Origin of the sequence: Pseudomonas stagnisoli (assembly GCF_048595745.1) — a bacterium.
Taxonomy (GTDB): Bacteria; Pseudomonadota; Gammaproteobacteria; order Pseudomonadales; family Pseudomonadaceae; genus Aquipseudomonas; species Aquipseudomonas alcaligenes_A.
This window is the reverse complement of sequence record NZ_CP184361.1, coordinates 1,288,819-1,303,287: the sequence shown is the minus strand read 5'-3', so window position 1 is coordinate 1,303,287 and position 14,469 is coordinate 1,288,819. Positions and strand designations below refer to the sequence as shown.

13 protein-coding genes are annotated in these 14,469 nt (G+C 63.6%); 8 read left to right on the top strand and 5 right to left on the bottom strand.

What is annotated here, in order from left to right:
* Positions 1-96: 96 nt before the first annotated feature.
* The 6 genes from chrA to ACOAPY_RS06210 all read left to right on the top strand — a co-directional run bounded on the left by chrA (position 97) and on the right by ACOAPY_RS06210 (position 7,308).
* Positions 97-1,434: a chromate efflux transporter gene (gene chrA, locus ACOAPY_RS06235; protein WP_465155656.1), complete on the top strand. Its 1,338-nt coding sequence runs from the start codon at positions 97-99 to the stop codon at positions 1,432-1,434.
* A 94-nt stretch (positions 1,435-1,528) separates the two neighbouring features.
* Positions 1,529-2,785 (top strand): NAD(P)/FAD-dependent oxidoreductase, encoded by a 1,257-nt coding sequence (locus ACOAPY_RS06230; RefSeq protein WP_465155654.1) that lies wholly within the window; start codon positions 1,529-1,531, stop codon positions 2,783-2,785.
* Positions 2,786-2,949: 164 nt separating this feature from the next.
* Complete coding sequence (locus ACOAPY_RS06225) at positions 2,950-3,846, top strand: extracellular catalytic domain type 1 short-chain-length polyhydroxyalkanoate depolymerase (protein WP_465155652.1); 897 nt, start codon at positions 2,950-2,952, stop codon at positions 3,844-3,846.
* 118 nt (positions 3,847-3,964) lie between these two features.
* A complete protein-coding gene (gene cysD, locus ACOAPY_RS06220; RefSeq protein ID WP_465155650.1) occupies positions 3,965-4,864 on the top strand; it encodes a sulfate adenylyltransferase subunit CysD in 900 nt (299 codons plus the stop codon).
* Positions 4,864-6,753, top strand: a complete 1,890-nt coding sequence (gene cysN, locus ACOAPY_RS06215; protein WP_465155648.1) for a sulfate adenylyltransferase subunit CysN — start codon at positions 4,864-4,866, stop codon at positions 6,751-6,753. Before cysD ends, cysN begins: the two co-directional genes overlap by 1 nt.
* A gap of 360 nt (positions 6,754-7,113) precedes the next feature.
* Positions 7,114-7,308, top strand: coding sequence for a hypothetical protein (locus ACOAPY_RS06210; protein ID WP_465155646.1), 195 nt, complete (start codon positions 7,114-7,116; stop codon positions 7,306-7,308).
* 9 nt (positions 7,309-7,317) lie between these two features.
* Here ACOAPY_RS06210 and ACOAPY_RS06205 read toward each other — a convergent pair whose 3' ends face one another.
* Positions 7,318-8,805 (bottom strand): helicase HerA-like domain-containing protein, encoded by a 1,488-nt coding sequence (locus ACOAPY_RS06205; RefSeq protein WP_465155644.1) that lies wholly within the window; start codon positions 8,803-8,805, stop codon positions 7,318-7,320.
* 133 nt (positions 8,806-8,938) lie between these two features.
* On the opposite strand from ACOAPY_RS06205, the gene ACOAPY_RS06200 reads away from it, so the two are divergent.
* Entirely contained in the window at positions 8,939-10,816 is a 1,878-nt protein-coding gene (locus ACOAPY_RS06200) for a methyl-accepting chemotaxis protein (protein WP_465155642.1), read from the top strand.
* Positions 10,817-10,818: 2 nt separating this feature from the next.
* Here the strand turns inward: ACOAPY_RS06200 and ACOAPY_RS06195 are convergent, their stop codons facing one another.
* Genes ACOAPY_RS06195 through purU form a run of 3 tightly spaced genes read right to left on the bottom strand, consistent with a single transcriptional unit; the run spans position 10,819 to position 12,308 of the window.
* Complete coding sequence (locus ACOAPY_RS06195) at positions 10,819-11,022, bottom strand: hypothetical protein (protein WP_372237608.1); 204 nt, start codon at positions 11,020-11,022, stop codon at positions 10,819-10,821.
* Positions 11,006-11,431: a CBS domain-containing protein gene (locus ACOAPY_RS06190; protein ID WP_465155640.1), complete on the bottom strand. Its 426-nt coding sequence runs from the start codon at positions 11,429-11,431 to the stop codon at positions 11,006-11,008. The genes ACOAPY_RS06195 and ACOAPY_RS06190 overlap by 17 nt, the downstream gene beginning before the upstream one ends.
* 25 nt (positions 11,432-11,456) lie before the next feature.
* Positions 11,457-12,308, bottom strand: a complete 852-nt coding sequence (gene purU, locus ACOAPY_RS06185) for a formyltetrahydrofolate deformylase (protein ID WP_465155638.1) — start codon at positions 12,306-12,308, stop codon at positions 11,457-11,459.
* A gap of 283 nt (positions 12,309-12,591) precedes the next feature.
* Between purU and mvaT the strand changes: the two genes are divergently transcribed.
* Complete coding sequence (gene mvaT / locus ACOAPY_RS06180; RefSeq protein WP_021702241.1) at positions 12,592-12,972, top strand: histone-like nucleoid-structuring protein MvaT; 381 nt, start codon at positions 12,592-12,594, stop codon at positions 12,970-12,972.
* A gap of 58 nt (positions 12,973-13,030) precedes the next feature.
* Here mvaT and sbcB read toward each other — a convergent pair whose 3' ends face one another.
* The gene (sbcB, locus tag ACOAPY_RS06175; RefSeq protein ID WP_465155636.1) at positions 13,031-14,464 is read right to left on the bottom strand and encodes an exodeoxyribonuclease I; all 1,434 of its coding nucleotides are present in this window, start codon (positions 14,462-14,464) and stop codon (positions 13,031-13,033) included.
* Positions 14,465-14,469: the final 5 nt, after the last annotated feature.

The window sequence follows — 14,469 nt, the reverse complement described above, 5'->3', positions numbered from 1 at the left end:
GAGCCCCCACCCGCCGCCAATTTGATGCAATATCTGGCCGCCATGATGCCGCCACCTGCGCAAAAACCGTCCCGTACCAGCAAGGAACTCAACCCCATGCCAGCAGACCACGTGCCGCCTGCCAGTGTCAGCCTGAAGGAGGCCTTTCGCTTCTGGCTCAAGCTGGGCTTCATCAGCTTCGGTGGCCCGGCGGGGCAGATCGCGATCATGCACCAGGAGCTGGTGGAGCGGCGCCGCTGGATTTCCGAGCGGCGTTTCCTGCACGCCCTCAACTACTGCATGCTGCTGCCCGGCCCTGAGGCCCAGCAACTGGCCACCTATATCGGCTGGCTGCTGCACCGTAGCTGGGGTGGCATCATCGCCGGCGCACTGTTCGTGCTGCCTTCGCTGCTGATCCTGATCGTCCTGTCCTGGGTTTACATCGCTTTCGGCGACGTCCCCCTGGTGGCCGGCATCTTCTATGGCATCAAGCCGGCGGTGACGGCGATTGTCCTGCAGGCGGCCCATCGCATTGGCTCACGGGCGTTGAAAAACAACTGGCTGTGGGCAATCGCCGGCGCATCGTTCGTGGCCATCTTCGCCCTCAACCTGCCCTTTCCGCTGATCGTGCTGGGCGCTGCGGTGATCGGCTACTTCGGTGGACGTCTGGCCCCGCAGCACTTCAGCCTGGGTGGCGGCCATGCCACCAGCAACCGCGCCTACGGCCCGGCACTGATCGACGACCACACCCCGCCTCCCGAGCACGCGCGCTTCCGTTGGCCACGCCTGCTCCTGCTGGCGCTGGCTGGCGCCATCCTGTGGCTGTTGCCGATGGGCCTGCTGACGGCGTTGTTCGGCTGGCATGGCACGCTGACCCAGATGGGCTGGTTCTTCACCAAGGCCGCCCTGCTGACGTTCGGCGGCGCCTACGCGGTGCTGCCCTATGTCTACCAGGGCGCGGTCGGCCACTATGGCTGGCTGACGCCGACACAGATGATTGATGGCCTGGCCCTGGGCGAGACCACGCCGGGACCGCTGATCATGGTGGTGGCCTTCGTCGCCTTCGTCGGCGCCTATGTGCAGCCGGTGTTCGGCGGTGACTCGGCCTTCGCCAGCGGCGCCCTGGCCGCCTGCCTGGTCACCTGGTTCACCTTCCTGCCGTCGTTCCTGTTCATCCTCGCCGGCGGGCCGCTGGTGGAGTCGACCCACAACGAGCTGAAGTTCACCGCGCCGCTGACCGCCATCACCGCCGCCGTGGTCGGGGTCATCCTCAATCTGGCGTTGTTCTTCGGTTATCACGTGCTCTGGCCACAGGGCTTCTCCGGCAGTTTCGACTGGCCTTCGGCCCTGATCGCACTGGGGGCGGCCGTGGCCCTGTTCCAGTTCAAGCGCGGGGTGATTCAGGTGCTGCTCGGCTGCGCGCTGGTCGGTCTGGCCGTGCACCTGCTGCGCTGAACGCCTGCGGCATGACGTTTGGCATCTTCGGCCGGGACTTGCCCGGCGCGGATGCATACACTATTGACCGATTTTTCTTCTGCCCGAGGCCATCATGACAGACGCAGCTTCCTCCACCGCCATCATCATCGGTGCCGGCCATGCCGGCGGCGAGCTGGCCGTTGCCCTGCGCAACGAGGGCTGGGAGGGCCGTATCCTGCTGCTCGGCGAGGAAGCCCACCTGCCCTACCACCGCCCGCCGCTGTCCAAGGCCTACCTGGCCGGCAGCGTGGAGAAGAGCAGCCTGGCAATACGCCCGCTGGCCGCCTATGAGCGGGCCAACGTCGAGTTCATGCCGGGCGTGCGGGTAGTGCGCATCGACCGCGCCAACCAGCGCCTGGAGCTGGCCGATGGCGCACAGCTGAGCTACGACAGACTGGCCATCGCCACCGGCGGCCGCCCGCGCCCGCTGAGCGCGCCGAATGCCGCAGTCGCCGAGCGCTGCGCCAACTTCCACTACCTGCGCACCCTGGATGATGTGGAGCAGATCCGTGCACAGCTGGCAGCGGGCAAACGCCTGGTCATCGTCGGTGGCGGCTACATCGGCCTGGAGGTGGCGGCTTCGGCCATCGCCCAGGGCCTCCAGGTCACCGTGCTGGAAGCCCTGCCGCGGGTGCTGCAGCGGGTCACCGCCGCCGAGCTGTCGGCCTACTACGAGCGCAAGCACCGCGAGGCCGGGGTGGATATCCGTACCGGCGTGCAGGTGGCCGACCTGGAAGTAACGGACGATACGGTGACGGCCGTGCTCTGCGCCGACGGCAGCCGCCTGGCGGCCGACCTGGTGGTGGTCGGCATCGGCCTGCTCGCCAACACCGAGCTGGCCGCCGAGGCCGGCTTGCAGATCGACAACGGTATCCTGGTCGACGAACACGCGCAGACCAGCGACCCGCATATCTATGCTGCCGGCGATTGCACCAACCATCCCAACGCCCTGCTCGGTCGCCGCCTGCGCCTGGAGTCGGTGCCCAATGCCCTGGAACAGTCGCGGGTGGCCGCCGCCAACATGGCGGGCAAGGCCAAGACCTACGCCTCGGTGCCCTGGTTCTGGTCCGACCAGTACGAGCTGAAACTGAAGATGGTCGGCCTCTCTGAAGGCTTCGAACGCCTGGTGCTGCGCGGCGACCCGGCAACCGACAGCTTCAGCGCCTTCTACCTCAAGGGCGACAAGGTACTGGCCGCCGACACGGTGAACCGCCCGCAGGACTTCATCGCCGCCAAGCGCCTGGTGGCCGAGGGGATCGCCGTGACCGCCGCGCAGCTGGCCGACGACAGCCGGCCGCTGAAGGAGTTGCTGCCCGCGCCGGCGGCCTGAGCCGGCGACTGCGCCCCCCTTTGATCACACATGGCCACGATGATTCATCAGGCCATACGCTGGAGGTACAGCAGCGGATATCGGGCCCGGTGACCCGCGGCGTAGTCGTTTATCAGGCCAACGTCCAATGACCAAAAGCAGCAGCGATCGACTGGGGGCGCCCCATGTTCACTAAGAAGGGATTACCGCTAATCCTTGGTTTTCTCATCTTTACCGCACAGGCCCGCGAGGGAGAAACCCATCAACTGAACTTCGCCGGTGCCGAACGCAGCTATAAGCTGTTCGTACCAGATGGCGCCCCCAAAGCGCCCCTGCCACTGATGATCGTGATGCACGGCGGGCTGGGCAATGCCGATGAAACCGAGCGCACCACCGGCATGAACCGTGTGGCTCAGAGCAACGGTTTTCTGGTCGCCTACCCCAATGGTACCGGCATGCGCCTGATGCCCAACCGCCGCACCTGGAATGCCGGGAAATGCTGCGGTCCGGCAGTCGAAGGCAATGTCGACGACGTCGGTTTCATCCAGGCCATGCTTGCCGATGTAGCCAAGCGCCACGCCCTCGATCACTCACGCATCTACGCCACCGGCATCTCCAATGGCGCGATGATGGCTTACCGGCTGGCCTGCGAACTGCCGCAGGATATCGCCGCCATTGTCCCCGTCTCGGGTACGCTGGCGCTGAACAGCTGCCCCGGAGCCAGCAGGGTTGCGGTGCTGCATATCCATGGCAGCAAGGACAGCAATGTGCCGTACCAGGGGGGCATGGGGGAGAACGCCATCGCCGGTGTGCAGCACCGCTCCGTGCCCGAGACCCTGCAGATGATCGCCAACGCCCAAGGCTGCAACACCCCACCGAGCGGGCAGGCACTGCCGGATGGTTCCGAGCTGACCAGCTGGAACTGCCAGGGCAAGGCGCCTTTGCAACTTCGACTGATTCCCGGAGGCGAACATGTCTGGCCCGGCGGCGACAGCCGGCGCAACCGCAAGCTGTTCGGCGGCCATTTCTCCGCCAGCCAGGCGGCCTGGGACTTCGCCAGCCAGTTCAAGAGCAGCAATTGAGCACGCCCGGGGCGACCAGGGTCGCCCTCACTGACACGCTGCCTCACAGCCCCCGGCCCTGTTGACCAACCCGGGCGACCGGTAAGCTGCACCCCATTGGCCACATGAGGCACCGAACATGCCCCTTACCCATCTTGAACGCCTGGAAGCGGAGAGCATCGACATCTTCCGCGAAGCGATCTCCGAGGCGGAAAATCCGGTGATGCTCTATTCCATCGGCAAGGACAGCGGGGTGATGCTGCACCTGGCGCGCAAGGCCTTCTTTCCCTCGCGCCCGCCCTTCCCGCTGCTGCACGTGGATACCACCTGGAAGTTCCGCGCCATGTACGAGATGCGCGAGCGCATGGCCCGCGAGTCGGGTATGGAGTTGCTGGTACACCACAACGAGGACGCCCGGGTCCGCGGCATCAATCCCTTCACCCACGGTTCGGCCCTGCATATCGATCTGTGGAAGACCGAGGGCCTGAAACAGGCACTGGACAAGTACGGCTTCGACCTGGCCTTCGGCGGAGCCCGCCGCGACGAGGAAAAGTCGCGCGCCAAGGAGCGCGTGTTCTCCTTCCGCAGCGCCCAGCACCGCTGGGAACCCAAGGCTCAGCGCCCCGAGCTGTGGCGCCTGTACAACGCTCGCAAACTGCCCGGCGAGAGCATCCGTGCGTTCCCCCTGTCGAACTGGACCGAGCTGGACATCTGGCAGTACATCCATCTGGAGAACATCCCGATAGTGCCCCTGTACTTTGCCGACAAGCGACCGGTGGTGGAGCGCGACGGCGTTCTGATCATGGTCGACGACGAGCGCATGCCGCTGCGACCCGGTGAACAGCCGGAACTGAAAAGCGTGCGCTTCCGCAACCTGGGCTGCTACCCGCTGACCAGTGCGGTGGAGTCTGCAGCCGACAGCCTGCCGGCGATCATCCGCGAAATGCTGCTGGCCACCACTAGCGAGCGCCAGGGGCGGGTCATCGATCACGACAGCGCCGGTTCCATGGAGAAGAAAAAAGTCGAGGGATACTTCTGATGAACGCTCACCGCCAGCTCATCGATGAGGACATCGCGGTACACCAGCACAAGACCCTGCTGCGCTTCATCACCTGCGGCAGCGTCGACGATGGCAAAAGTACGCTGATCGGACGCCTGCTCTACGAGTCCAAGGCCTTGCTGGAAGACCAGCTTAGCGCCCTGGAAAGCGACTCGAGAAAGCACGGCACCCAGGGTGGTGAACTGGACTTCGCCCTGCTGGTGGATGGCCTGTCCGCCGAGCGTGAACAGGGCATCACAATCGACGTGGCCTATCGTTTCTTCGCCACCGAGAAGCGCAAGTTCATCGTCGCCGACACCCCCGGTCACGAGCAGTACACCCGCAACATGATCACCGGCGCCTCCACCGCCGACGTCGCCGTGATCCTGATCGACGCGCGCAAGGGCGTGCTGATCCAGACCCGCCGGCACAGCTATCTGGTATCGCTGATCGGCATCCGCCGGGTGGTAGTGGCGATCAACAAGCTGGACATGGTCGGTTACTCGCAGGAAGTGTTCGAGCAGATCGACGCCGACTACCGCGCCTTCGCCAGCCGCCTCGGCATAGAACATATCCAGAGCATCCCGCTGTCGGCCCTGCGTGGCGACAACATCACCGAACCCAGCACGAACACACCCTGGTATCAGGGGCCGAGCCTGATGCAGTTCCTTGAGACGGTGGAGCTGGCGCAGGCCCGCGAGGATGCGCCGTTGCGTATGCCGGTTCAGTGGGTGAACCGCCCTACCCCAGATTTCCGCGGTTTTTCCGGGCGCATACTCGGCGGCAGTGTGCGACCCGGCGATGCTGTACGCGTGCTGCCCTCGGGCAAGACCAGCCGGGTCGAACGCATCGTCACCCTGAATGGCGATCTGCCGCAGGCCATTAGCGGTCAATCGGTAACCCTGACCCTGAGCGACGAGATCGACATCAGCCGCGGAGACGTGATTGCCGCGGCCGATGCGCCGCCGGCGGTAGCCGACCAGTTCGAGGCGACGGTGGTCTGGATGAGCGAGGAGCGCATGCTGCCGGGGCGCCCCTACCTGATCAAACTGGGCGCCAGCAGCATCGGCGGCGCACTGGGTCGCCCGAAGCACCAAGTCGACGTCAACAGCCTCGACAATCTGCCGGCCAAGACCCTCGGGCTCAACGAGATCGGAGTCTGCACCCTGAGCCTGGACCGTGCCACGCCCTTCGATCCTTATGCGGAAAACCGCGACATGGGCAGCTTCATCGTCATCGACCGCTACACCCATCAGACGGTGGGTGCCGGCATGCTGCACTTCGCCCTGCGCCGATCGCAGAACATCCACTGGCAGGCCGTGGAAGTCGACAAAACGGCACGCACCCGCCTCAACGGTCACAAACCCTGCGTGATCTGGTTGACCGGCCTGTCCGGCGCCGGCAAGTCGACCATCGCCAACCTGCTGGAGCGCCGCCTCCACGCCCAGGGCGTGCACACCTACCTGCTCGACGGCGACAACGTGCGCCACGGCCTGAACAAGGACCTGGGCTTCACCGCCGCCGATCGTGTGGAGAACATTCGCCGTATCGGCGAAGTGGCCAAGCTGATGGTGGATGCGGGGCTGATGGTGGTCACTGCCTTCATCTCGCCATTCCGCTCGGAGCGTCAGCTGGCCAGGGATCTGGTCGCCGAAGGCGAGTTCATCGAGGTGTTCGTCGACACTCCGCTGGCAGAAGTGGAGAAGCGCGATCCCAAGGGACTGTACAAGAAGGCCCGACGTGGCGAACTGAAGAACTTCACCGGCATCGACTCGCCCTATGAGGCACCGGAGCAGCCGGAAATCCGCATCGAGACGCTCAGGCACAGTGCCGACGAAGCAGCTGACCTGATCGTCCAGCAACTGCGCGAGCGGGGTTTCCTGGCCTGAGCAACCGAGCGGGTCAGGCCCCCGCTCGACCCACTCCAACATGAATCCGCATTATCACACCGGCTTTGCGGCGCGACTGCACGCTCGTTATCGAAGCAAGATCATTACCGCTGCGGGAATGTTATTTCCCAGTCGGCAAGCAAAGTTGTGCCTGCACGATTAGCCAGAAACAACTTGCCCAAGCAGTCAGATTCACTGAACTCCTGGTGCGACAAGGTCTCCAATAATGGAAGCTCAAACTGATTAGCGATGAAAACTAAAGAGCCAATCGCTATAATCACGACCGTCTTACTTATAGACATTCTGTATTGATGCAGATGACTGGCGCCACTTCTGGCCCCTCTCTCAACGGGTGAACATGTGACGAAAGACGAACTGCGCGCCGAACTGGAGCGTCAGGCGCAACGTTACAAGGATGTATACGGCGGCGAGGTCGTGACCTACGCGGCTCAGCCAGACCCCGAACGCAAACCCTGGCGCAAGAAACCCAGCCTGCTCGACCAGGCGTTCCAACAGGAACTGCAGAAGATCGAACAGGCCCGCGAAACCGAGTGAATCGGCGCCTTACCGGCGCCGGCCACCTCCCAGCAGCGACCCCATCAGCCCACGTACCAGCTGCCGACCAATCTGGTTGGCGGCTTGGCGCACCGCTGTCTTCATCACCTGGCTGGCCAGGGTACCCAGCAGCTCGCCCGCCATACCGCCGAGCCCACCCTGCTCTGCCGGGGCGGCAGCAGTCTTGCCTGACGCTCCCGGCGCCGGCGCCTCGGCCGCGCGCGCCATGAGCATCTCGTAGGCCGACTCGCGGTCGACCGCTTTGTCGTAACGACCGGCCTGAGGCGAGCTACGCAGCAGTGCCGCGCGCTCCGTTTCGTTCAGCGGGCCGATGCGCGACTGCGGCGGGGCGATGACCACGCGCTGAACCATGGCCGGCGTACCCTTTTCCTCCAGGGTACCCACCAGCGCCTCACCTATGCCCAGTTCGGTGAGCACGCTGAGGCTGTCGAACGCCGGGTTGGGGCGGAAGCCATCGGCGACCGCGCGCAGGGACTTCTGCTCCTTGGCGGTGAAGGCGCGCAGGCCATGCTGGATGCGCAGGCCAAGCTGGGCCAGCACTGCATCCGGCAAGTCGCTGGGCGACTGGGTGACGAAATAGACCCCCACACCCTTGGAGCGGATCAGACGTACGACTTGTTCCAAGCGCTCCTGCAGGGCCCTGGGGGTGTCGGCAAAGAGCAGGTGTGCCTCGTCGAAGAACAGCGCCAGTACGGGCTTCTCGGCATCGCCGCGTTCCGGCAATTGCTCGAACAGCTCGGCCAGCAGCCAGAGCAGGAAAGTCGCATAAACCTTGGGCGCCTCGTGCACCAGACGACTGGCATCCAGCAGGTGGATGCGCCCCCGACCATCCGCCTCCGGCTGCAGAACATCTTCCAGTTGCAACGCCGGCTCACCGAACAGAGCCTCGGCCCCCTGCTGCTCCAGCGTGGCCAGACGTCGCAGGAGGGCCTGGGCCGAGGCGCCGGCAAACAATGCACGATCTTCGCCGAGCAGCTCAGGATGATCCTTCAGGTGATTGAGCAATGCCTTGAGATCCTTGAGATCGAGCAACAGCAGCCCCTCGCGATCGGCCACCTGAAAAGCGGCGTAGAGCGCGGCCTGCTGGCTTTCGGTCAACTCCAGCAAGTTACCCAGCAGCAACGGCCCCATCTCGCTCAGGGTGGTGCGCAACGGGTGCCCGGTCTTGCCGGCCACGTCCCACAGGGTCACTGGATAAGCCTGGGGCCTGTGATGCAGCCAGGGCATGCCGGCGATGCGCTCAGCCACCTTGCCCTGCGGACTGCCCGCTGCACCCAGGCCGCACAGATCACCCTTGATGTCCGCGGCGAACACCGCCACACCGGCATCGCTGAACAGCTCAGCGAGACGCTGCAACGTCACCGTTTTTCCGGTTCCCGTGGCTCCGGCCACCAGGCCGTGACGGTTGGTCAGGCGCAGAGCCTGGCTCACGGCCTGGCCCTGCGGGTCGGCCCCCAGCACAAAAGTATCGGTCACAGGCATTTGCCATCCCCCGGGCTAAAGCTTTACTTCAGTTATGTCGCTATAGAAGGTGTCACCTAAAAGGCCGGCGCATCGTCGAACGGCCACCTACAAGACTGCTGCCAGACCTTACCGGAAGCAAGCAACCATGACCCAGAACCTGAAGTTCAGCCACAAGATCCTGCTCGCCGCCTCCCTGGTGGTCATAGCAGCCTTCTCAATCTTCACCCTGTACAACGACTACCTGCAGCGCAATGCCATCCGCGATGACCTGGAACATGAGCTGGAAAGCCTGGGCCAGGTCACGGCCAGCAATATCCAGAACTGGCTCTCCGGTCGCATCCTGCTGGTGGAGAACGTAGCCCAGTCGATCGACGAGACCACAACCCCGGAGTCGCTGATCAAAACGCTGGAGAGCAGGGTGCTCACCTCCACCTTCGACTTCACCTACCTGGGCTCGGCCGATGGCACCTTTACCATGCGTCCGGATAGCGAAATGCCGGAAGGCTATGATCCGCGCACACGCCCCTGGTACAAGGATGCCGTGGCCGCCGGTGGCTCCACCCTGACCGAACCCTACGTGGATGCCGCCACCAGCAAGCTGATCATCACCATCGCCACCCCGGCCGGGGCCAATGGCGTGGCGGGTGGTGACCTGAGTCTGGATACCCTGGTGCAGATCATCAACTCGCTGGATTTCGACGGCATCGGCTATGCCTTCCTGCTCAGCGCCGACGGCAAGATCCTGGTCCATCCGAACAAGGACCTGGTGATGAAAACCCTCAAGGAGGTCTATCCGCAGAACACGCCGACCGTCAGCGCCGGCGTGACCGAAGCGGAGCTCGATGGTGTCGAACGCATCCTGACCTTCACCCCGGTCAAGGGCCTGCCCTCGGTCAACTGGTACGTCGGTCTGTCCATCGACAAGGACAAGGCCTACAGCACGCTCAGCGAGTTCCGCGCCTCGGCCATCATCGCCACCGTCATTGCCGTGGTCATCATCATGATCCTGCTGGGCATGCTGATCCGCGTGCTGATGCAGCCGCTGCTGGTGATGGGCAAGGCCATGCGCGACATCGCCCAGGGCGAGGGCGACCTGACCAAGCGCCTGAGCGTGCAGAGCCGCGATGAATTCGGCGAGCTGGCGACCTCCTTCAACCAGTTCGTCGAGCGTATCCACGGATCGATCCGCGAGGTGTCCTCGGCCACCCAGCAGCTCAACGAAGTGGCCAAGCTGGTGGTCAACGCCTCCAACTCGTCGATGGCCAACTCCGACGAACAGGCCAGCCGCACCAACAGCGTTGCCGCGGCGATCAACGAGCTGGGCGCAGCAGCCCAGGAGATCGCGCGCAACGCAGCGGACGCGTCACACCAGGCCTCGGATGCGCGTCATCTGGCCGAGGACGGCAGCCAGGTACTGCAGAAGACCATCGCCGCAATGAACGAGCTGTCGGAAAAGATCAGCACCTCCTGCCGCAACATCGAGGCGCTGAACAGCAAGACGGTGAACATCGGCCAGATCCTCGAAGTGATCAAGAGCATCTCCGAGCAGACCAACCTGCTGGCGCTCAATGCCGCCATCGAGGCTGCCCGGGCTGGCGAGGCGGGTCGCGGCTTCGCCGTGGTAGCCGACGAGGTGCGCAACCTGGCGCACCGCACGCAAGAGTCGGCGCAGGAAATCCAGAAGATGATCGAGGAGCTGCAGGTCGGCGCTCGCGAGTCGGTCACCACCATGACCGAGAGCCAGCGCTACAGCGAGGAAAGCGTAGAGATCGCCAACCAGGCCGGGGAACGGCTGGGCAGCGTGACCCAGCGCATCGGCGAGATCGACGGCATGAACCAGTCGGTTGCCACCGCCACCGAGGAGCAGACCGCCGTGGTCGACTCGCTCAATATGGACATTACCGAGATCAACACCCTCAACCAGGAGGGCGTGGAGAACCTGCAGGCGACCCTGCGCGCTTGCGGCGACCTGGAACAACAGGCCTCGCGCCTGAAGCAACTGGTCGACAGCTTCCGCATCTGACCTCAGTCGGACGCAGGCTCGTCCTGCGTCACCTCGACGGCAGCTGGCTGCGCTTGTCGCAGCTTCTGCCAGAGTTCGGCGGCACCGGGAAACTCGGTGCCGTCGTGCTCGCTCAACGCCTCGGGATCGTAGCGGCGCACACAACCCTCGCCGAGGGTGGGTGGCGGTGTAGCGGTACCGGGAGCCTTGTCAGCCATGGTCGACATGACCTCGGTCGTGCTGGGCGAATTCCTTCACGGCCAGCAGCACCTCGTGACAACCGAGCTCACCGAGCAAGCGCCCCTCCTCAACCACCGGCAGGTGTCGGTGCCCGCCCTGCAGAAAGCGTTCGGCCACCTCGATAACGCTGGCATCAGGCGATACGGTATCGACCTGCGGATTCATGCAAGAACCCACCAGCCCACCGGTCTGCTCGAAATAAGCGCCAGAGAGAATGCCGCGCAGGCAATCAGTCTCGGCCAGCAGCCCGAGCAATCGCCCTGCCTCGTCCACCACAGGCGCAGCGGACAAACGGTGCTCGAGCAGCAACCCGATCGCCCGGTAAAGGTCGGTATCGGACCTGAAGGTCAGCAGGTGCGTGGTCATGTAGTCGCGCACCTTAATCGATCTGAGCATGTCGTCCTCCTCCCGCGCAGAGCGGTCAGTCGAACACCACCGTCTTGTTGTCGTGCACCAGCACGCGGTCTTCCAAGTGATAGCGCAGACCGCGGGCCAGCGCCATCTTCTCCACGTCCTTGCCCAGGCGCACCATGTCTTCGACGCTGTCGCGATGACTCACGCGCACCACGTCCTGCTCGATGATCGGGCCGGCATCCAGTTCTTCGGTGACATAGTGGCAGGTGGCGCCGATCAGTTTCACCCCGCGCAGAGAGGCTTGGTGATAGGGCTTGGCCCCAACGAAGGACGGCAGGAAGCTGTGGTGGATGTTGATCACCCGCCCGGCATACTCCTGGCACAGCTGCGGCGGCAGTATCTGCATGTAACGCGCCAGCACCACCACATCGGCATGGTAGTCGCCGACCAGCCGAGCCACTTCGGCGAAAGCCGGCGCCTTGTCCTTCGGATCGACGGGCACGTGATGGAAGGGGATGCCATGCCACTCGACCATGCTGCGCAGGTCATTGTGGTTGGACACCACGCAAGGAATATCGCAGTCCAGTTCGTCGCTGTGCCAGCGGTGCAGCAGGTCCGCCAGACAATGCGACTCACGACTGGCCATCAGCACCACCCGCTTCTTCTGCTCGGAATCGGTGATGCGCCATTCCATGGAGAACTCGCGAGCAATGGGCGCAAAAGCCTGGCGAAAGCCGTCGAGATCGAATGGCAGGGAATCCGCGCGAATTTCGTGGCGCATGAAGAACCAGCCGCTCTGATTGTCCGAATGATGGCTGGCCTCGGTTATCCAGCCATTGTAGGTCGCCAGAAAGCTACTGACCTTGGCCACAATACCCACGCGGTCCGGGCAGGCGATCACCAGACGGAAAGTGCGCATAACAGAAACTCCAGATACTTCGCAAAGCTGCCATTCTAGCGGTAGCCGAAGAAAACTTCAGTAATGTTCCGCAGCGGCAGACTGCGCCATAACTTGCTCAGCTGGCCGATTACGGCGATCGGCATTGGGCAATGCACGGTAACAATAGCGCCACTGATATCGGTGAAAGCGACATGGCGATTGATTAATTCCGGCAAAACTTTTCCGACTGGTTTACTTGGCGATTATGTCTGTCTATTATCAACCCACTTACTAACTGCAACTGGCCACCTGGGTAAAAAACATGTCGCTGATCAACGAATACCGCGCCACCGAAGAAGCCATCAAAGAGCTGCAAGAGCGCCTGAAGAATCTGTCGCAAGATGACAAACTGAAGAAAGAGCTGGAATTCGAAGGCAAACTGCGCAGCCTGATGGCCGAATACCAGAAGTCGCTGCGCGATATCACCGCCCTGCTCGACCCTGAAAGCGCAAAGGCCGGCAAGGCCGCCCGCGGCGCCGCCAAGCCGGCCAGCGGCAAGCGCGCGCGCAAGGTCAAGCAATACAAGAACCCGAACACCGGTGAAGTGATCGAAACCAAAGGCGGCAACCACAAGACCCTGAAAGAGTGGAAGGCCAAGTGGGGCGCAGCCACCGTGGAAGGTTGGGCCACCCTGCTGGGTTAATCCCTTCGCGATGAAAAATGCCGGCGCCTGCCGGCATTTTTATTTGTCCGCCAATACCTCAGGAGCAGTATCGACTGCGCAGTAACTGCGCATGCTCACGCCAGGCCTGCAATACCTGCTGCTGCGTCGGTGATGCCAGCAGCCACTCCTCCTGCAATGCCTGCGCGAAGTTATCCAGCGTATTGGGCGCCCCCAGGGAACTATCGCTAAGACGCTGCTGGCAGAACTCCCGCCAGCGCGCCAACTCCGCCCCCGACAGTGAACTCGGAAAGTTGCGCGCACGGTAACGAAACAGCAACTCATCGAGGCGCACATCGGCGAACGCCCACTGATCGCGTGCGAGTTGCTCGGCCGATGCTGCCCGCACCTGCTCGCACAAACGCTTATCGCGATCGCCGAGGAACGCTGAATAAAGCTGCTGCTCGGGATCGTCCAGCGGTGCAAAGTCATCGCTCGCATAAATCTCCGCCAACTTGGCTTGCCAGACCGCCTGCGCCTGTCGCAGTACCTCGGCCTGCCGCTCGCACTCGGCCAGGTCGAGTTGCAGGCGAACCATATCCTGCTCACGCAATACCTTCATCGGCGCCACAACCGGGCACTTGTTGATATGCAGCAGCTTGAGCGGCACCGGCAATTCGCCCTCGCCCAACTCGTCGCGCCGGGTGTACAAACGCCGGCGCAATGTCTCGGCATCCAGTTCCAGCAAAGGCTGCACATCGGCCTGCAGGTCGCAGACAATCAGCGCATTGCGATTGCGCGGGTGCCAGCCCAGGGGTAGTACCGGCGCCAGGTAATGCCGGCTGCCGGCAAAACGACCGGACACATGCAGGATTGGTTGCAGCAGGCGAATTTGCTCCATCACCTGATGTTTGCCACGCAGCTTGTAGAGAAAATCGTAGAGACGTGGCTGGCGTGCCCTGATCAGCCGCGCCAGATCGATGGTGGCTCGCACATCGGACAGCGCATCGTGCGCCTGGCCATGCTCGATGCCGTTGGCCTGGGTCAGACGCTCCAGCTTGAGCGACACCCGCCCCTCCTCGTCCTGCGGCCACTCGATGCCGTCGGGGCGCAGCGCGTAGGTGGCGCGCACCAGATCGATCAGATCCCAGCGACTGTTGCCACCCTGCCACTCGCGGGCATAGGGATCATAGAAATTGCGGTAGAGGCTGTAGCGCGTCACCTCGTCATCGAAACGTAGGCTGTTGTAGCCGGCGCCACAGGTGCCGGGCTGCGCCAGCTGAGCATGCACTCGCGCCATGAACTCGGCCTCGGTCAGCCCCCTCTCCGCCAGAATCTGCGGCGTGATACCGGTAATCCTGCAGGCCGCCGGATGCGGCAGGATATCGTCCGAGGGCCTGCAATAGAGGTTGAGCGGCTCGCCGATCTCGTTGAGCTGTTCATCGGTGCGCAGACCGGCGACCTGCAGCGGACGATCGCAGCGCGGGTTGATGCCGGTGGTTTCGTAGTCGTACCAGAAGATGCTGGAGCTCATGGGCG